The sequence below is a fragment of the Streptomyces sp. NPDC086777 genome (genome assembly GCF_040702065.1).
Classification (GTDB): Bacteria; Actinomycetota; Actinomycetes; order Streptomycetales; family Streptomycetaceae; genus Streptomyces.
This window is the reverse complement of sequence record NZ_JBFBJI010000034.1, coordinates 40,925-57,901: the sequence shown is the minus strand read 5'-3', so window position 1 is coordinate 57,901 and position 16,977 is coordinate 40,925. Positions and strand designations below refer to the sequence as shown.

Below are 16,977 nucleotides of genomic sequence, written 5' to 3'. Positions count from 1 at the left end.
GTCAGCCGACCGGAAGCACCGGGGCGAGCGGGGGGCGGTCCGGGACGAATCCGTGGGCCCGGCGGGCCAGGTGGTCCGCCTTGTAGCGGTCGACGTGCCGGTGCCAGTTGAGGATCCCGGCCATCCAGTTCTGCAGGTCGCGGACGTAGTCGTCCATGGCCGCGCGCGCCTCGGCGGACAGCTCGAAGTCGTCGTACACAACCGGCAGTTCGCTTGCGACGACGTGTTCGAACTGCTGCATCCGCCGGGTCATCAGGTCGTGCACGACGTGGAGCGCGGTCGGGTAGTCGACGCCGAAGAAGTTCTGCACGACGAGGACGGCGTTGTGCAGCTCGCCCTCGTACTGGATCTCCTTCTGGTAGGAGAAGACGTCGTTGACGAGCATGCCGTAGTCGATGGCGGCGTTCTCCAGGGAGCGCACCGGGCCGCTGCGGTACACCTCCGGAGGGATCGCGGGGCCGTGGCCACTGCGGGCCAGGCTCAGGGTGAGGTCGGAGCCGAAGGTGGACCGGCGCATCTCCAGGTAGTCGACCGGGTCGGGGATGCGGTGCTGGAGCTGGTTGGAGATCTCCCAGAGCCAGCTCTCGGTCATCATGTCGACGGACTGTTTGAGGGCGAGCCGGTCCTTCGGGTTCATCCCGGCGGTGGTGCGGGCCCACAGGTGGGTGAGGCCGCGTTCCATACCGGTGGCCGGCACCGGCACGGGTTCGTCGGCGAGGGGCATGCACGCCGAGAGGCGGGCCGTGGCGAGCCGGGCGCCGGCCAGGTCGCGTCGGGTGCCGAAGCAGAGCGGGTAGTAGTCGTCGGCATAGGTGCCCCAGGCAAGCCACTGGGCACTGAGCTCGAGTTCCTCGGGGGTGGCGTCGGGGTCGAGTCCCGCGGCGCACAGCACGAGGTCCGAGGCGGCGAGCCGGTCCTCGTCCCAGACGCCCTCGGACAGCATGCCGGTGCCGTGCATCCAGGCGGTCAGCCGGGGCCGGGCGGCGTCGAGATGCGGGTTGAGCTCGACCTCGTACGGCATGTGGAAGTCGGGCAGGAGGGAGGGGCCGACCTGCTGGAAGGGCACGTGGGTGTAGGCGCGCAGGCGCTCCGTGGCGGCCGCGGCCAGCAGGGCGCCGACGTCCGCGGCGGAGGTGCCGGGGCCGGTGAGCCGCTGCCACGGCGAGGAGGGCAGCGCGCCCTGGTTCATGTAGCGGCTGGAGCGCAGGTGCCATTCGTGGCCGCCGGACTGCCAGTCCTGGAGGCCCTTGGTGTAGGCGGCGATCGCGGCGGTCTGGTCGGGGGTGAGGCCCTTGTCGACGGCGAGGGCCGGCACTTCGGTGAGGGCGGTGTGCTCGAACTGGTGGAGGCGGGAGGTGAGGATGTCGTTGACCGCGTCGGCGGCCTCCTGGGTGGTGCAGTCGAAGAAGGTCTCCAGGACCAGGACGCCGTTGCTGTTCTCGCCCTCGTCCTCCACCTCGCGCTGGTACGAGAACAGGTCGTTGCGCAGGTGCACGGCGTCGGCGAAGGTCTCCATGAGCACCCTGAGCGGCCGCGAGCCGGAGACGACGGCGGGCACCTCGGCCGTCGCGTACTCGACCAGACCGGCCGACCAGGGGGCGCCGCCGACCTTGCGGCGCATCTCGATGTACTCGACGGGGTTGGCGATCCGCCCCTCGTTGATGTTGGACAGCTCCCACATCGACTCGTTCAGCAGGTGCTCGGTGGCGACCGAGAAGCGCCGCCGCCAGTCGACCGACATCGACGGCACCGTGCGCGCCCACAGATCGGCGAGGCCCGCTTCGACGGGGTTCTGCGGCTCCGGCACGGGTGTCGCCGGGTCGAGCGGCATGAACAGCGGGAGCCGGTCGAGGTGGGCCTTGCCCGCGGCGCGGTCCTGGGTGCGCTTGTACATGTCGAGGAAGTGGTCGTCGAAGAAGAACACCCACACGTACCAGTCGGTGATCAGCGAGAGGGCGGGGCCGTCGCAGTCGGGGTGGGTGTAGCCGCACAGCAGGCCGTAGTCGTGTGCTTCCAGGTCGGCCTGGGTCCAGATCCCGGACCCCTCCAGCATGCCCATCTCGCGGGCCCACTCGGTGGAATGGGTCCGTGCCTCCTCCAGGTGCGGGTTGAGCCGCGCGGGATACGGCATGTAGAAGTGCGGGAGTTCGAACGGCTGCGTCATGGCCGGGGCCCTACCCGTGCGCCACAAGGGCCATCCACCGCGCGGCACATGATCACACCATCGCGTGAACCGACGCGGAATCCGGGCGCGGCCTTTGCCGGGGCATGCCCACGGCGTGGGCGGGCTCTGCCGCCCGGCCGTACCGTCTTGCCCGGTCCCGCCGCACCGGCCACCGTGGTCGCATGACCCTCTCCGCCGGCGGCGGCGAAGCCCCGCCCGTGCCCGATGTGTTCGATCCGCGCCGGTACGCGGCCGCCGTGCCGTACGCCGACTACCGCGTCCTGCGCGACCATCACCCGGTGTCCTGGCAGCCGGAGCCGGAGGTGCTGGGCTGGCCGGCCGGGCCGGGGTTCTGGGCGGTGGCCCGGCATGCGGACGTGGTGCGGGTGCTCAGGGACCCGGGGACGTACTCGTCCCGGCTCGGCGCGACCCAGATCCGGGATCCGGACCCGGAGGACCTGCCGTTCATCCGGCGCATGATGCTGAACCAGGATCCGCCGCAGCACGGGCGGCTGCGGCGCACGGTGAGCCGGGCCTTCACACCGGGACGGATCGAGCGGTTCGAGGCGGTGGTGCGGCAGCGGGCGCGGGCCCTGTTCGAGCGGGCGCTGGCGACGGCCGGGGCGGGGGACGGCACCGTGGACCTGGTCGCCGCCGTCACCGACGAGTACGCGCTGCTCAACCTCGCGGATCTGCTCGGGGTTCCGGAGAGCGACCGGGGTCTGCTGCTGCACTGGACGCGGCGGGTGATCGGCTACCAGGACCCGGACGAGGCCGGTGCCGGGATGGTCGACGGCGCGGGCAGGCCGGTGAATCCGCGGTCGCCCGCGATGCTCCGGGACATGTTCGGGTATGCCCGGCAACTCGCCGCGCACAAGCGCCGGCACCCGGCCGACGACGTCATGACGGCCCTCGCCCACGACGGCGAACTCGCCGACGGCGAACTGGAGATGTTCTTCTTCCTGCTGACCGTCGCGGGCAACGACACGGTGCGCTCGGCCGCCCCCGGCGGGCTGCTGGCGCTGGCCGAACACCCCGAGTCCTACCGCCTGTTGCGGGCGGGGAGGGCGGGAGGCGACAGCGCGGTGGACGAGCTGCTGCGCTGGCATCCCCCGGTGCTGACCTTCCGCCGTACCGCCGCGCGGGACACCGAGCTGGGCGGGCGGCGCATCGGCAGGGGCGACAAGATGGTCGTGCTGCACGCCTCGGCCAACCGTGACGAGCGGGCCTTCGCCGGGCCCGACCGCCTCGACCTCACCCGGGCCCCGAACCCGCACGTGTCCTTCGGGGGCGGGCCGCACGTCTGCCTGGGCGCCCACTTCGCCCGGCTCCAGCTGCGCACGCTCTACGCGCTGGCGCCGGCCGTCCTGAAGCCGGCCGGTCCCGCGGGGCGGCTCGTGTCCAACTTCATCAACGGGCTCAAGTCGCTGCCGGTGTACCTGGGTTGACCTGGATCAGGGCATGGGTCCCGGCCGTGCGCCAGCGCTCCCCCTCGGCCGCGTCCAGGGCCGCCTCGGTGTCCGCGGTGAGTCCGGTGATCACGTCGGACTTGAGGGTGCGCAGCGCGGCCACCGGGCCCGGGAACCAGGCGGTGACGTCGGCGAAGGGGGTGGTCGGCGGCCAGCGCCGGTCGCCCACCAGACGACGGTAGTTGAGGTCGCCCTTGAAGATCGTCAGTGCGGCGGCGGCGAACTCGGCGCGCAGGTCGCCGGGCATCTCGGCGTACGGCAGCGGGGCGCAGGAGAAGGGGTGGGCACGCACGGTGAGGCGGCCCTCGGCCATCGCCTCCCAGAGGGTACGGCCGTAGCCGGCGGCGGCGCCCGGGGCCGCGGTGAGCCTGCGCAGGGCGTCGAGCACGTCGGCGGTGGTGGCGTCGGAGACGTAGTACGGGTGCGGCTTGACGTGCAGGACCGCGCGGGCGACACGGCCCGTGTCCAGGAGGTGGGCGATCAGCAGCAGGTCGGGGACGAGTTCGCGGCCCGCGTTGTCGGCGACCAGGCACAGGGTGCCGCCGCCGTGCAGCAGCGGCCACAGGGCGGCGCTGTCGTCGGCGACGAGGGCGGCGACGGCCTCGCCCGACTCGGCGGCGGAGAGCCGGAAGCCGAGGTCGGCGCGGTTGCCCCACAGGGAGCCGTGCAGCAGGGCCTGGTCGGGGTCGTCGCCGAGGTCGTCGAGCGCGGCCAGTTCCTCGTCCGTCTCCTTGGCGTCGAGTTCGGCGAGCTTGAAGGGACGGAAGGGGTCGATGCCCTGCCAGGGGCCGGGGCCGAAGTAGCCGACGGCGTCCAGGAGCCTGCGGTAGAAGTAGCTCTCCGACCACAGCCACGGCACGTCGAACCAGGACCGGCCGGTGGCGGCGTCCAGGCCCCAGTCGCGCCAGTGGCCCGCGTCGGCGGGCAGCGGTTCGATGACGCCCTCGGTGCAGTTGTGCAGCAGCGCGTCGAGGGCACGGTGCTGCCCGGGGCCGTACGGGAAGGCGTCCCGCACCTGGCGGATGATCGCGGGGTGCCGTTCGGCCAGCACGCTGTGCGGGAACGGGCCGGTGGTGCCGAGGATCACGGGCGGTTCGGCGGAGTCGGGCATGAGCGCCACGCTATCGCGCGGGCCGCCCGGCTCCGGCGAACCGTGGAGCGCCGGTCACGCCGTCCGTCACCGCGTCCCTCACGCCGTTCTGATCTCGCGCTCCAGTTGGGTGGCGAGGGTCAGGTAGCGGGCCCGCCGGTGCACCGGGACCAGGCTGCGGATCATCAGGTACCACATCTCGGCGACCCTGCGCGGCAGCCGCCCCACCGGCTCCAGGTTGCGGCCGGCGACCCGGGTGCCGACGAAGAAGCAGACCAGCGAGTGCGCGACCGCGCCGACGTCAATGTCCGGGTGTATGTCGGACTCCTTCACGGCGCCCGTCAGTTTCCGGGTGGCGAACTCCAGCCACTCGGTGAACGGGTGCCTGAGCGGCGGCCGTACGGTGACGTCCGCGGTGGCGAGGCGCAGCCCGGCACGCGGGATCGGGCCGTCGACGGAGAGCCGGGCGATCGCGAACGTGGTGCGCATCAGGGCTTCCAGCGAGGAGAAGCCGCGGCTGTCCATCTCCCGCACCAGCTGGCTGGAGGTACGGGACTGGAGTTCCATGATGGCGTGCGCCAGGTCCTCCTTGGCGGCGAAGTGGAAGTAGAGCGCTCCCTTGGTGACCTTCGCGTGTTCGACGATCTCGCTCAGGCTGGTGGATTCGTAGCCGTTGCGGTCGAAGAGGTCGGCGGCGGCCGTGATGATCGTGGCGCGGGTCTGCTCCGCGCGTAACTGCCTCGCCATCGACTCGACGCTCCTTCACGGCTCCGGTACTTCACGACTTCAACGGCGTCACGGCCGTCAAACCGACGGGGCATGCGGTTTGTTTTTCACCCCGTGCACACGATAGCTCACCGTGCGGCAACGGGAGGCAACTGTGCGGACCTGATGACAGAGACGTGCAAGTCGGGCGTGCGACCACGTGAACAGGGGCCCGAGTGCACGAACGGACGAGATCAGAACGTGCTCCTCCCTCGTCGTCGCGCCGGATTCCGGAAGCGCCGCGGCCGGCCGGGCGGCTCTCGTTGATCGCCACGATACGAGCCGCGCGGTTGGTTCTCAATGGCGCCCGGACAGTCGGCAAACGGGATGATCCGGTCGGTGCCGCGCACTTCGACCGGCCCTGTGACCAACCACGCTGAACGGCGCGGCGCCGGTTTCCGTACTCGATACGGCAGAACCCCTACCCGCGCCCGCCGAGGAGACGTCCCGCATGACCCGGACGACCACCCGCCTGAGAGTCGCGGGAGCCATCGCCGCGGCCCCGCTCCTGCTCCTGTCGTGGGCGGCGGGGTCCGCCCGGGCGCACGGCGCGCCCACCTCTCCCGCGAGCCGGGCCTACGGCTGCTCCCCGAGCGGCGGCAGCGCCGCGACGGCGGCCTGCAGGGCGGCGATCGCGGCGAGCGGGCAGAACTTCGTCGCGTGGGACGACGTACGGGTTGCGGGCGTGAACGGCCGGGACCGGCAGGTGATTCCGGACGGCAGGTTGTGCAGTGGCGGTCTGCCTGCGTACAAGGGGCTCGACCTGGCGCGCGCGGACTGGCCCGCGACCGAACTGACCCCGGGCGCCCGGGTGACGATGACGTACGCCGCGACGATCGCGCACTCCGGCACGTTCAGGCTGTATCTGACGAAGCCGGGCTACGACCCGGCGAAGCCGCTGACGTGGTCCGAACTGCCCGCGCAGCCCTTCGCGGAGTTCAAGGACCCACCCCTGACGAACGGCGCGTACCACTTCAGCGCGGTACTGCCCGCCGACCGGACGGGCCGTCAGGTGCTCTACACCGTCTGGCAGACCAGTAGCACGCCGGACACCTACTACTCGTGCTCCGACGTGGTGTTCGCGGCGAAGAAGACGCCGAAGGAGGAGGCGGCGAAGGGGGGCGGCGCGACCGCGAGCACGACACCACGACCGGGTTCGACGCCGGCTCCCGGCGCCTCGGCGAGCGCTTCCGCGCGGGCACGGCGAACGGCGGCGGCGCCCCCGGTCTCCCCAAGGACCGGAACCGCTGCCGCCGACAGCACTCCGGTGGCCTCCGACACGGACCCCGGCTCGGGCCCGTCGGCGCCACTGCTGGCGGGTGGCGCCGCCGCGGTGCTGGTGCTCACCGGCGGCGCCGCCCTGGCGTTGCGTCTGCGTCGACGCTGACGGCCTTTGTTACGCGGTCAGTTGACGAAGACGGCGGCGCCGTTGTCGCTGACCGGGGCGTACTTGGCGGTGAAGTAGCCGGCCGAGGGGCAGAGGATGGAGCCGGACGACTTCGCGAACGCCTGGTTGCTGAAAGCGAGGCTGTTGTCGGTGTTGGAGCTCGTGCCGGACAGGCTCGCCGCCTGGTAGACGCAGGTGATGCTGCCCAGGAGGGTGGTCAGCTTCACCGTGGTCTGGATGGTCGAGCCGCTCGGCGGGGTGACCGCGACCGCGCCGCTCGAGGAGACCGTGGTGGTGTACGACAGGTGGTCGACCGTGATGCTGGAGACGCCGGTCACGCCGGTCACGTTGCTGGTGCAGCTGCTGAAGGTCTGCGCGGTGGCGGACTCGGTGGCGGTGCCGGAGGCGGCGGGGTTGTCGGTGACCGTCGCGGTGAAGGTCGAGGCCGCACAGGTGATGCCGCTGGTGCTGGTGGCGCTGGAGTAGAGCGTGGCGGTGGTGCCGCCGGCCAGCGACGCACTGAGGGTGTCGCCGACCGCGACGGCGGTGCCGCCGGCGCTGCCCGTGGTGAGCACGGCGCCGTCGGCGGAGGCCGGGACGGTGGCCGCCACCGAGAGGGCGACGACGGTACCGGCGAGAGCGAGGAGGTTTCGCGTACGCATGCGGGTTGCCTCTTTCCTAGGGGGGTCCTGCGTGGGGTGGGGTGGGGGGTTCGAGGGGACGCGAATGAGGCGCCGGCCGTTGCCGGCTCGTCACGCCTTCTCCGTACGTGACGGGCCGGCAACGGCAGCCAGGCCGGACACCGGCCGAAAGCCTGGGGGGGTTAGGCCTCCGGCCGGGCCGGTCAAAGGCGTTCGGGCACGGTCCCTGGGGGGAAGCGACCGTGCCGACGCCGCTGAGCGGAGCGGTGATCGAAGAGGCCGGGAAGCGGTCGATGCCGCTCGGCGGATCCGGCGCCACGGATCCGATGGAAACCAGGGAGAGTTGTAGACCTGATCAGTCGTCAACGTCAAGGCTCAACAAGGGAGTTGAGCAATCGATCATGGGAATGCATGGTCGGAACATAATTGACGCGAATTCAACACCCTTTTTTCACAACTGTCTTGACCCTGAAAAGTAACCGCCGGTAACTTGCGGCTTGGCTACTGCTGCGTAACGAGAAAGCCCTTGCGCCCGCCGGGAGTTGCGAGGAGGCGTGCGCGGCAGCCGCTGTCCGCGCCAGGACAACGTGCCACTGAAGCCCAACCCGCGTGACTAATGCATGGGAGCAGACATGGCCGAGTCCCCGGACGTTCCGTCCGCCGACAACACGCCTGAGAACCCGGGAAGCGGTTCTCTTTCCGAAACACCGGACACCACCGGGGGCACCGGAGGGACACCGAGACGGGGACGGGTCCGGGCCCGCCGGGCCGCCGTGATGGCCGTACCGGCCACGCTGGGCCTCGCCGGCCTCGCGGTCCTGACCGCGCAGGGAGCGCTGGGGGTGTCGTTCTCCATCTCCGGCATGCCCTTCACGGTCACCGCCAAGTCGCTCGACGGCACCGGCTTCGAGCAGTTCGGCGCGCTCGACAGCATGGCCGACGGCAGCCCGAACGCCGGTGACACCGGCGGCCAGGTGCTGGTCGTCACCTCCGCGATCAAGAACGCGACCCTGGACAGCCTGTGCCAGAGCGTCGACCTCGGCGGCACCAACCTGCTCATCAAGGCGGGCAGCGGCTCGTCGAAGGTGCAGGCGACCGACCTGACCACCGACTCCACCGAGCTGTCGGGCGACGCGTCCTTCAACAACATCGAGATCGGCAACGACGCGAGCACCCTCACCAAGGCCGGGGTCAAGGGACCCATCGGCGTCTTCAGCCAGCAGGCCGACACCGTGCACATCGACAACCTGCGGCAGACCAACTATGCGACCACCGCCGGGGTGTTCAAGCTCCCCGGCCTGAAACTCAGCTTCAGCGACTCGGGTTGCTGATGTCCGGCTCAGACACTCCACCTGTCGGGTGGCGGCCCGCCTTCCGCGGTTGGCGGGCCCGTCGGCCGTTCGTGGGCGGGCTGCTGCTGACCCTGGGCGGCACATGGATCCTGCTCACGGAGAAGGCCTCGCTGAAGGTCGTCATACACATCGGCATGCAGGGCCTGGTGGGCTATCTGCTGCCGGTGATCATGGTGGTGTGCGGCCTGCTGACCCTTTTCAGCCCCGGGCAGCGCCTCTTCTACTCCATCCTCGGCATCCTGTGCTCCCTGGGCACCTGGGTCACCTCCAACCTGGGCGGTTTCTTCGTCGGCCTCGCCCTCGGGGCCGTCGGCAGCTGCATGATCTTCGGCTGGCTGCCGGACCAGGAGCCGCGGATGAGCCGGCGCAAGCGGCGCAAGGCCGCGCGGGCGGCGGCGCAGGGGTTCGGTGAGGGTGCGGAAGCGGTCTGAGACGTGCGCGGAAGAGGCGGACCGGTGGTTTTCGGTCCGCCTCTTCTCCTGTGTGCGGGGAGCCTTGACCGGGGCGCCTTGTGCGGGGCGCACTCCCCCGAACAGGTGACTTGGGAACTTCTTTGCCGTTGTCGTGAGTTCATCGGGCAGCCGGACGGCGTGTGGCCGGCCGGGGTGTGGTGACGAGTGCGGCGAAGGAGCGGCGGCTTCATGGTGTTCAAACGGCTGCTGGGGGCGATCGGGGTCGGCGGTCCCTCGGTGGACACGGTGCTCGACGGTGGCGCGGTGGTGCCCGGCGGGGTGTTGTCGGGGCGGGTGTGGCTGAAGGGCGGCTCGGCGGCGGTGGACGTCGAGCACGTCGGCCTCGAACTGCTCGCGCGCGTGGAGGCGGAGCACGAGGAAGGGGAGAGCGAGGGCGCGGTCGTCTTCGAGCGGTTCACCGTGGGCGGCGGCTTCCGGCTCGGTGCGCAGGAGGAGCGGGAGGTGCCGTTCGGCGTGCCGGTGCCGTGGGAGACCCCGGTCACCGAGCTGTACGGCCAGCCGCTGGGCATCGTGCTCGGGGTGCGCACGGAGGTCGGGGTGGCCGGGGCCCGGGACAAGGGCGATCTGGACCCGCTCGCCGTGCGGCCGCTGCCCGTCCAGGAAGCGGTCCTGGAGGCCCTCGGCGGGCTGGGCTTCGGCTTCCGATCGGCGGATCTGGAGTACGGCCGGATCGGCGGCACCGGCCAGCAGCTGCCGTTCTACCAGGAGGTGGAGCTGACCCCGGCACCGCAGTACGCGCACGCGGTCAACGAGATCGAGCTGACCTTCCTCGCCTCCCCCGCCGGCCTGGAGGTGGTCCTGGAGGCGGACAAGCGCGGTGGCCCGTTCTCCGCCGGGCACGACGCGCTGACCCGCTTCACGGTCCGCCACGAGGACGCCCACGCCCTCGACTGGAGCAGCGAGGTCGACGGCTGGATCCGCCGGCTGCTCGCCCACCGGGAGGCCTACGACGCCCACGCGGCATACGGCCACGGCGAGCGGCACGAGGGCCACCACCGTTCCGGACCGGGCCTCGGCACGGCGGTCGCCGCCGGTGCGGCGGGCCTCGCGCTCGGGGTGGTCGGTGGAATGGTGGCGGCCGAGGTGGTCGACGAGATCGGCGACTTCTTCGAGGGGGACGAGGACTGACGCCGGGGCGGGGTCAGCTCGGGGAGGCGGTCGGCTCGCCGGCCTTCCTGGGCTCCGGCTGCACGGTGGCCTGGGCCGGCTCCGCCGCCATCTGTACCGACGTCGGCTCCACCGGCGCCGCCGCGGCCGTGTCGTCGGTCTTCATGGCCTTCGCCTCGCTCTTCAGGATGCGCATCGACTTGCCCAGGGCCCGGGCGGTGTCAGGCAGCTTCCGGGAGCCGAAGAGCACGATGAAGACGATCGCGACGATCAGCAGATGCCAGGGTTCGAGTCCGTTGCGGAGCATGACCGCCCCCTCCCTTTCTCACGTTTTTCCGAGCCGACGGAGGACGCTGCATGCGCCCGGCCGGGCAGCGACGATTGCTACATTGCGCAACTGTACAACCAGGAGGAGCAAACGCTCCCCGGACCCGGCCCGTGATCGCTACCGCCGGCCGTGGCGTGCCCGCACCGCCCGCAGTGCGAGGGCGTACAGCCCGAGGACGGCCGCGAGCAGCACATAGTAGGCGGGCGGCAGACCGGTCACGCCCAGGGCCGCGCCCAAGGGGCCGGGCGGCAGGAGCAGACCGACGGCGGCGAGGACGGCGGCGGCCCGGCCGACGGGCCCGAAACGGGTGCCGCCGCGCAGCACGAACATCACCAGGGCCTGGGTGAGCAGGTTCTCGGTGAACCAGGCGGAGTGGAAGACGGCCTCGTCGTCGAGGGCGTCGGGACCGCGCAGGGCGAGCGCGAGGACGCCGAAGGTGGCCAGGTCTGCGACCGCGTTGAGCACCCCGAAGCCGGTGATGAACCGCAGGAAGGCACGCGGCCGCAGCACGGTCGGGTGCCGCAGTGCCGCCGGTCCGGGCCGGTCGTAGGCGAAGGCGAGCTGGGCGGCGTCGAAGCAGAGGTTCTGGGCCAGCACCTGGACCGGGAGCATCGGCAGGAAGGGCAGGAGCAGGCCGGCGGCGAGCATCGCGATGACGTTGCCGAGGTTGGAGGAGAGCGTGACCCGGAGATAGGAGGCGATGTTGGCGCTGCTGTGCCGGCCCGCGGTGACGGCGTGCCCGATCGCGCCGAGATCCTTCTCGGCCAGCACCACGTCGGCGGTCTCGCGGGCCAGGTCCACCGCGGTGCGGGGCGCGATCCCGACGTCGGCCGCGCGCAGGGCGGGAACGTCGTTGACGCCGTCCCCGAGGAACCCGACGGTGTGCCCGGCGGCCCGCAGCCCCGCGACGATCCGGGCCTTGTCCTCGGGGGTGCAGCGGGCGACGACCATCGCGTCGTGGTCGAGGGGATCACCGGCCACGGCCACCGGCCCCGCCGCCAGGCCGAGGTCCCGGCAGGCGCGGGCCGCGGTCGCCGGATGGTCGCCGGTGAGGACGCGGACGGTGACACCGAGAGCGGCGAGGCCGCGCAGGGCCTGGGCGGCGCCCGGCGCCAGGGCGTCGCGGAAGGTGACCAGGCCGCGGAAGGTGAGGCCGTGCTCGTCGGCGGCCGTGCCGGGGCGGGTGCGGGCCGGGCGGCGGGCGGTGGCGACACCGAGGACCCGCAGCCCGGCGCCGGCCTCTCGGGCTGCGAGGGCGAGGAGGCGCTCGCGTTCGGCGGCGTCGAGGTCGCAGCGGTCCAGTACGTCCTCGGCGGCCCCCTTGGTGACGAGGATCCGGGTGCCGGGCGGGCCGGCGACGACGGCGGTGGCGATGCGCCGCCCGGGGTCGAAGGGCACGGCGCCGATGCCGTCGTACTCCTCTCCCACCGGCCCGGCGGCCGTGAGCAGGGCCTCGTCGAGGGCGTCGGGTGCGGGCAGTTCGGCGAGCTGCAGGGTCCACCAGGCGCCGACGGCCGCCCAGCGCAGCACTTCGGGGTCGTCGGCGCCGTCGGGTCCGAGGGCGCGTGCCACGACGGGCCGGTCCTGGGTGAGGGTGCCGGTCTTGTCGAGGCAGAGCACGTCGACCGCGCCCAGGTCGTGCAGCGCCGGCAGCCGCCGTACCACGACCCGGTGCGCGCGGGCCAGCAGCGCGGCGCCCCGGGCCAGGCAGGTGGTGACGATCACCGGGAGCATCTCGGGGGTGAGCCCGACGGCGACCGCGACCGCGAAGGGCAGCGTCTCCAGCCCGCGGCCGCGCAGGGCGGCGTTCGCCATGAGGACCAGCGGTGGGGTGAGCAGCATGAACCGGATGAGCACCCAGGAGATGCCGTGCACGGACCGGTCGAAGGCGCTCGCCTCCCGTCGCCCGCCCGCGACGCCCTGCGCGGCGGCGAACCGGGTCCGCTCCCCCGTCTCCACGACCACCGCGGTGGCACTGCCCGAGGCGACCCCGCTGCCCTGGAAACAGAGGTAGGGCTCCTGGAAGGGCCCTGGGCCCGCCGCGGCGGGGACGTCGGCGGCGGCCTTGGCGACCGGCGCGGACTCGCCGGTGAGCACGGCCTGGTGCACGGTCAGCCCGCGGGCGCGCAGCAGCCGTACGTCGGCCGGGACCAGGTCGCCGGGGCCGAGTCGGACGACGTCGCCCGGGACCAGTTCGGCGACCGGGACCTCCCGCGCCCGCGGCTCCGCGTCCGGGCCGGCCCGGCGCAGCACGGTGGCGGTGCCGGCGACGAGTTCACGCAGGCCGGCCAGCGAGCGGTCGGCGCGGTGTTCGCCCGCGGCGCGCAGTCCGCAGCTGACGGCGACCAGCGCGAGGATCACGACGGCCGTGCCCCAGGAGGCGACGAGGGCGGAGACCAGGCCGAGGGTGAGGAGGACGGCGGTGAAGGGGTCGCGCAGGGCACGGAAGCAGCGCAGCGGCCAGGAGGCGGTGTGCGGCAGGGGCGGGGAGTTCTCGCCGAGTTCGGCGAGCCGGGCCGCGGCCTCGGCCTCGGTCAGCCCGCGCGGTCCCGTGTCCAGCCGGCGCAGCACCTGCAGCGAGGTGGCCGCCTCGCCCTCAGAGGCCATGGAGCCGTCGGGGCGCCGGGAGTTCGGCGCCCGGGGAGCGGGCGGTGAGGCGGCCGACGAGCAGGCGTACGACGTCGACGACGTCGGGGTCGTCGACCAGGTACACCTGGCGGCGGCCCTCCCGGCGGGAGCGGACGAGGCCGGCCAGCTTCAGTTTGGTGAGGTGCTGGCTGACGGCGGGGAGTGCGCCGCCGACCCGCTCGGCGAGGCCGGTGACATCGCTCTCGCCCTGGGCCAGCGCCCAGACGATGTGCAGCCGGGCGGGCGAGGCGAGCAGCCCGAAGGCCGCGGCCGCCTCCGTGAGCACGTCCGCGGTGGGGTCCTCGTAGCCGCTGCCGGGCACCGTCGCCACCGTCGTGGTCCTCCTGTCCACCGCGCTCTGTCCACCGGGCCGGAGAGACAGTTTAGGGCGCGGGAACTTCTCGGCCGCCGCGCAAGTTTCTACGGTGTTGTAGAAGTAATTTTTTGACAAGCAGGCCGGTTACCGACCGAGGAGTTGAGTGCGCATGGCCCTGTGGGACCGCATCAAGGATTCCGCGACGCAGATGCAGACCCAGCTGGTGGCGAAGAAGAACGACCTGAAGAGCGGGGCGTTCCGGGACGCGAGCATGGCGATGTGCGCGCTCGTGGCCGCCGCCGACGGCACCATCGACCCGGCCGAGCGCCAGCGGGTCGCCCAGCTCATCGCCACCAACGAGGTGTTGCAGAACTTCCCGGCGGACGACCTGCGCCGCCGCTTCGAGGAGAACCTCGACAAACTGACCGCCGACTTCGCCTTCGGCAAGGTGAGTGTGCTCCAGGAGGTCGCCAAGGCCAAGAAGAAGCCGGCCGAGGCGCGGGCCGTCATCCAGATCGGCATCGTGATCGGCGGCGCCGACGGCGACTTCGACAAGACCGAGCAGGCCGTGGTCCGTGAGGCGTGCTACACGCTGGACCTGCCGCCGCACGAGTTCGACCTCTGACCGCACCGGGGCCGGAGCCGGAGCCGGCGGGAGGGGGCGGCTCACATCCGCCGGCTCGTGGCCCCGCAGAGCAGGGTGAGGGCCACGGCCACGGCGCAGGCCGTCGCCGCGGAGCCGTCCGGACAGGCACTGCCCGGAACCGCCACGCCCAGCGTCGCCCCCGGTTGCCTTTCACACGTCGGCCAGGAGGGGCAGCAGCTCCATCGCCGTCGTCACGTCTCCGGTCAGGGTGCGGTCCTCCATGTCCACCGGCAGGGCCGCTGCCGCCAGTCTGAAGGCGGGCACCGCAGGTTCGACGGGGCCCAGTCGCAGTGCCCGTACCGCCGCGACCAGTTCGCAGGCCAGTACCACGGGGAAGGCCTCGGCCGCCCGTTCCGCCTGTTTCGCCGCCTGGTCCGCGAAGCTCGCGGCCTCCTCCAGGCCGTGGGAGAGGACGGCGTGGCCCGCCGATGCCGGGGCCGCGCTGGAACGGAGCTCCGCCAGCGCCGAGTTGGCGGTGTACTCCAGGATCATCGTGCCGGAGCTGCCGGCCGGGCCCGCGGCCAGGAAGGCGGGCAGACCCGTGAGGTCGGCGCGGGTGAGGGCCTGGAGGCGGGCCGCGGAGAGCTGGGCGGTCTGCAGGAGGGCCAGGTCGAGGCCGTCCAGGGCCAGGGCGAGCGGGGCCGCGAAGAAGCCGCCGTGGTGGTAGACGTTTCCGTCGGGGGCCAGCACCGGGTTCTCGGTGGGGCAGTTGATCTCCGTCTCGATCACGTGGCGGAGCCGGTCGGCGGCCTCCAGGGCCGCGCCGTGGACCTGGGGGAAGGCGCGGAAGCCGTAGGGGTCCTGGATGCGGCGGCCGGTGGTGACCGGGTGACCGGGGATCGCGAGGAGGCGTCGTACCTCGGCCGCCGCCCTGGCCGGGCCGGGGTAGGGGCGCAGGGCGTGCACCTCGGGGGCGTACGCCTCCGCGGAGCCGGACACGGCGGCCAGTGAGAGGGCGGCCACCGCGTGCGTGGCCCGGAGCAGTACGTCCAGGTCGTGGCAGGCCAGGGCGGCCCGGCCCAGGGCGAGGGCGTTGCTGCTGAGGAGGGCGAGCGAGTCGCCGGGCCGGAGGGTGAGCGGGGCGGGCAGTTCGGCGTCGGGGGACGCCGTGAGCCAGGGGCGTTCGCCGATCAGGGTGAGGCCGGTCTGCGCCAGGGCGGTGAGGTCGCCGGTGCCGACCCCGCCGTACTCGTTGATCGCGGGGTGCACGCCGAGGCGGAGCGCCTCGGTCAGCCCGGTGACGAAGGAGGGGTGGATGCCGGAGCCCGCGGCCAGCAGCTGGTTGGCCCGGACGGCCAGCAGCGCGCGGGCCCGGCGGGCCGGCAGCAGCGGGCCGGCGCCGCCGGCGTGGCTGCGCAGCAGGCGCACGGTGTGGCCGGCCGCGTCGGACGCGTCGACGGTGACGGAGCGGTGGGCGCCCACCCCGGTGCCGCGGCCGTACCAGCGCCCCCGTGCCGCGAGGCGCCCCGCGCTCTCGTGGGCCCGGCGGACCCGGTCGAGCGCCTCGGGCGGTACGACGGGAACGGCAACGGCGTCGGCCAGCCGGACGAGTCCGGTCAGGCCGAGGCCGCTGCCGTCGAGCACGACACGGTCCAAGGAAGGTCCAGGGAGGATCCGCGGCAGGTCGGGCACGGGTCAGCTGCTGAGGCCGACCTTCTTCAGCCAGGCCTGGGCGACGTCCAGCGGGTCCTTGTTGCCCGACTGCACCTGGGTGTCCAGGTCCAGCAGGGTCGCGGTGTCCAGCTTGGCGGAGACGGCGTTGAGGGCGTCGGTGGCCGTCTGGTTCAGGGCGCTCTTGTATACGAGGGGCTGGACGTTCTCGAAGCCGAAGAGGTTCTCCGGGTCCTGGAGGACGACGAACTTCTCCTTGGTGATGGTCGGGTCCGTGCTGAAGATGTCGCCGGCCTGCACCGCGTTCTTCTTCAGGGCGGCCTCGGTGAGCGCGCCGCCCGCGTCGAGCGCCTTGAAGGACTTGAACTCCAGGCCGTAGACGTCCTTCAGGCCGACCAGGCCCTGCTGGCGGGTCTGGAACTCCGGCGAGGCGCCGATGACCAGGTCCTTGGCGATGTTCTTGAGGTCGGCTATGGAGGACTTCTCGGTGAGGTTGTACTTGGCGGCGGTGGCCGCGTTGAGCGTCACCGTGTCCTTGTCCTGTGCGTCCGCCGGGTTCAGCAGCGTCAGCTTGGAGTCCAGCTTGGCCTCGATGGCCGAGGTGGTCGCCTCGACGGTCTTCGGGGCGGCCTTCGGGTCGAGGTAGGCGAGCAGGGCGCCGTTGTACTCGGGCAGGACCGATATCGACCCGTTCTTGAGCAGTCCGTAGGTCGTCTCACGACTGCCGATGTTCGGCTTGTAAGTGACCTTGACGCCCTTGGCCTTGAGTGCCTCGCCGTAGATGTCGGCGATCAGGTTGCTCTCTGCGAAGTTGTTGGCGCCGACGACAACGGTGTCCCCGCTCGCCTTGCTGTCCGACAGCGGGTCGGACTTGCTGTTGTCGGAGGAGGAGGAACAGCCCGCCAGCAGGGCCGTCGTCGCGGCGAGCGCGACGGCCGCCACGCCTCGGTATGTCCGGATTGACCTGCTGGAAAGGGTGTTGGAAGTCACGGTTGCCGTT

The 16,977-nt window shown here is 72.3% G+C and carries 15 protein-coding genes; 6 read left to right on the top strand and 9 right to left on the bottom strand.

Going from position 1 to position 16,977, the window contains the following annotated elements; translation table 11 throughout:
- Position 1: 1 nt before the first annotated feature.
- Positions 2-2,164: a germacradienol/geosmin synthase Cyc2 gene (gene cyc2 / locus AB0472_RS35220; RefSeq protein WP_366362661.1), complete on the bottom strand. Its 2,163-nt coding sequence runs from the start codon at positions 2,162-2,164 to the stop codon at positions 2-4.
- Positions 2,165-2,346: 182 nt separating this feature from the next.
- Here cyc2 and AB0472_RS35215 point away from each other — a divergent pair, with 182 nt between their 5' ends.
- Entirely contained in the window at positions 2,347-3,612 is a 1,266-nt protein-coding gene (locus AB0472_RS35215; protein WP_366362659.1) for a cytochrome P450, read from the top strand.
- On the opposite strand, the gene AB0472_RS35210 is transcribed toward AB0472_RS35215, so the two are convergent.
- Both AB0472_RS35210 and AB0472_RS35205 read right to left on the bottom strand, forming a co-directional pair.
- Positions 3,584-4,744: a damage-control phosphatase ARMT1 family protein gene (locus AB0472_RS35210; protein WP_366362657.1), complete on the bottom strand. Its 1,161-nt coding sequence runs from the start codon at positions 4,742-4,744 to the stop codon at positions 3,584-3,586. The two genes, AB0472_RS35215 and AB0472_RS35210, sit on opposite strands and share 29 nt — an antisense overlap.
- Before the next feature lie 78 nt (positions 4,745-4,822).
- Positions 4,823-5,470 (bottom strand): ScbR family autoregulator-binding transcription factor, encoded by a 648-nt coding sequence (locus tag AB0472_RS35205; RefSeq protein ID WP_366362655.1) that lies wholly within the window; start codon positions 5,468-5,470, stop codon positions 4,823-4,825.
- A 469-nt stretch (positions 5,471-5,939) separates the two neighbouring features.
- Here AB0472_RS35205 and AB0472_RS35200 point away from each other — a divergent pair, with 469 nt between their 5' ends.
- A complete protein-coding gene (locus AB0472_RS35200; RefSeq protein ID WP_366362653.1) occupies positions 5,940-6,875 on the top strand; it encodes a lytic polysaccharide monooxygenase in 936 nt (311 codons plus the stop codon).
- 17 nt (positions 6,876-6,892) lie between these two features.
- On the opposite strand, the gene AB0472_RS35195 is transcribed toward AB0472_RS35200, so the two are convergent.
- Positions 6,893-7,537, bottom strand: coding sequence for a Tat pathway signal sequence domain protein (locus AB0472_RS35195; protein WP_366362651.1), 645 nt, complete (start codon positions 7,535-7,537; stop codon positions 6,893-6,895).
- 611 nt (positions 7,538-8,148) lie between these two features.
- Here AB0472_RS35195 and AB0472_RS35190 point away from each other — a divergent pair.
- The 3 genes from AB0472_RS35190 (at position 8,149) to AB0472_RS35180 (ending at position 10,469) form a co-directional block, all read left to right on the top strand.
- Positions 8,149-8,847, top strand: a complete 699-nt coding sequence (locus AB0472_RS35190; RefSeq protein ID WP_366362649.1) for a DUF6230 family protein — start codon at positions 8,149-8,151, stop codon at positions 8,845-8,847.
- Positions 8,847-9,299 carry a DUF6114 domain-containing protein gene (locus AB0472_RS35185; RefSeq protein ID WP_366362647.1) on the top strand — a complete coding sequence of 151 codons (453 nt, stop codon included), beginning with the start codon at positions 8,847-8,849 and terminating at the stop codon, positions 9,297-9,299. Before AB0472_RS35190 ends, AB0472_RS35185 begins: the two co-directional genes overlap by 1 nt.
- Before the next feature lie 210 nt (positions 9,300-9,509).
- Entirely contained in the window at positions 9,510-10,469 is a 960-nt protein-coding gene (locus AB0472_RS35180; protein WP_366362645.1) for a sporulation protein, read from the top strand.
- Between the two features lie 13 nt (positions 10,470-10,482).
- Here AB0472_RS35180 and tatA read toward each other — a convergent pair whose 3' ends face one another.
- The 3 genes from tatA to AB0472_RS35165 all read right to left on the bottom strand — a co-directional run bounded on the left by tatA (position 10,483) and on the right by AB0472_RS35165 (position 13,735).
- Positions 10,483-10,755 carry a Sec-independent protein translocase subunit TatA gene (gene tatA / locus AB0472_RS35175; RefSeq protein ID WP_366362642.1) on the bottom strand — a complete coding sequence of 91 codons (273 nt, stop codon included), beginning with the start codon at positions 10,753-10,755 and terminating at the stop codon, positions 10,483-10,485.
- A gap of 138 nt (positions 10,756-10,893) precedes the next feature.
- On the bottom strand, positions 10,894-13,383 hold the full coding sequence (gene mgtA / locus AB0472_RS35170) for a magnesium-translocating P-type ATPase (RefSeq protein WP_366362640.1): 2,490 nt from the start codon (positions 13,381-13,383) through the stop codon (positions 10,894-10,896).
- Positions 13,373-13,735, bottom strand: coding sequence for a metalloregulator ArsR/SmtB family transcription factor (locus AB0472_RS35165; protein ID WP_366362714.1), 363 nt, complete (start codon positions 13,733-13,735; stop codon positions 13,373-13,375). Before AB0472_RS35165 ends, mgtA begins: the two co-directional genes overlap by 11 nt.
- Positions 13,736-13,889: 154 nt before the next feature.
- On the opposite strand from AB0472_RS35165, the gene AB0472_RS35160 reads away from it, so the two are divergent.
- Positions 13,890-14,345: a TerB family tellurite resistance protein gene (locus AB0472_RS35160; protein WP_366362638.1), complete on the top strand. Its 456-nt coding sequence runs from the start codon at positions 13,890-13,892 to the stop codon at positions 14,343-14,345.
- A 171-nt stretch (positions 14,346-14,516) separates the two neighbouring features.
- Here the strand turns inward: AB0472_RS35160 and AB0472_RS35155 are convergent, their stop codons facing one another.
- Positions 14,517-15,962, bottom strand: coding sequence for an aromatic amino acid lyase (locus AB0472_RS35155; RefSeq protein WP_366362636.1), 1,446 nt, complete (start codon positions 15,960-15,962; stop codon positions 14,517-14,519).
- Between the two features lie 39 nt (positions 15,963-16,001).
- Positions 16,002-16,967, bottom strand: coding sequence for an ABC transporter substrate-binding protein (locus tag AB0472_RS35150; RefSeq protein WP_366362634.1), 966 nt, complete (start codon positions 16,965-16,967; stop codon positions 16,002-16,004).
- Between the last annotated feature and the right edge of the window lie 10 nt (positions 16,968-16,977).

What these genes read in the sequence shown, in the direction of transcription:
- cyc2 (WP_366362661.1), bottom strand. Translation starts at nt 2,164, where the DNA reads ATGACGCAGCCGTTCGAACTCCCGCACTTCTACATGCCGTATCCCGCG.
- AB0472_RS35215 (WP_366362659.1), top strand. Translation starts at nt 2,347, where the DNA reads ATGACCCTCTCCGCCGGCGGCGGCGAAGCCCCGCCCGTGCCCGATGTG.
- AB0472_RS35210 (WP_366362657.1), bottom strand. Translation starts at nt 4,744, where the DNA reads ATGCCCGACTCCGCCGAACCGCCCGTGATCCTCGGCACCACCGGCCCG.
- AB0472_RS35205 (WP_366362655.1), bottom strand. Translation starts at nt 5,470, where the DNA reads ATGGCGAGGCAGTTACGCGCGGAGCAGACCCGCGCCACGATCATCACG.
- AB0472_RS35200 (WP_366362653.1), top strand. Translation starts at nt 5,940, where the DNA reads ATGACCCGGACGACCACCCGCCTGAGAGTCGCGGGAGCCATCGCCGCG.
- AB0472_RS35195 (WP_366362651.1), bottom strand. Translation starts at nt 7,537, where the DNA reads ATGCGTACGCGAAACCTCCTCGCTCTCGCCGGTACCGTCGTCGCCCTC.
- AB0472_RS35190 (WP_366362649.1), top strand. Translation starts at nt 8,149, where the DNA reads ATGGCCGAGTCCCCGGACGTTCCGTCCGCCGACAACACGCCTGAGAAC.
- AB0472_RS35185 (WP_366362647.1), top strand. Translation starts at nt 8,847, where the DNA reads ATGTCCGGCTCAGACACTCCACCTGTCGGGTGGCGGCCCGCCTTCCGC.
- AB0472_RS35180 (WP_366362645.1), top strand. Translation starts at nt 9,510, where the DNA reads ATGGTGTTCAAACGGCTGCTGGGGGCGATCGGGGTCGGCGGTCCCTCG.
- tatA (WP_366362642.1), bottom strand. Translation starts at nt 10,755, where the DNA reads ATGCTCCGCAACGGACTCGAACCCTGGCATCTGCTGATCGTCGCGATC.
- mgtA (WP_366362640.1), bottom strand. Translation starts at nt 13,383, where the DNA reads ATGGCCTCTGAGGGCGAGGCGGCCACCTCGCTGCAGGTGCTGCGCCGG.
- AB0472_RS35160 (WP_366362638.1), top strand. Translation starts at nt 13,890, where the DNA reads ATGGCCCTGTGGGACCGCATCAAGGATTCCGCGACGCAGATGCAGACC.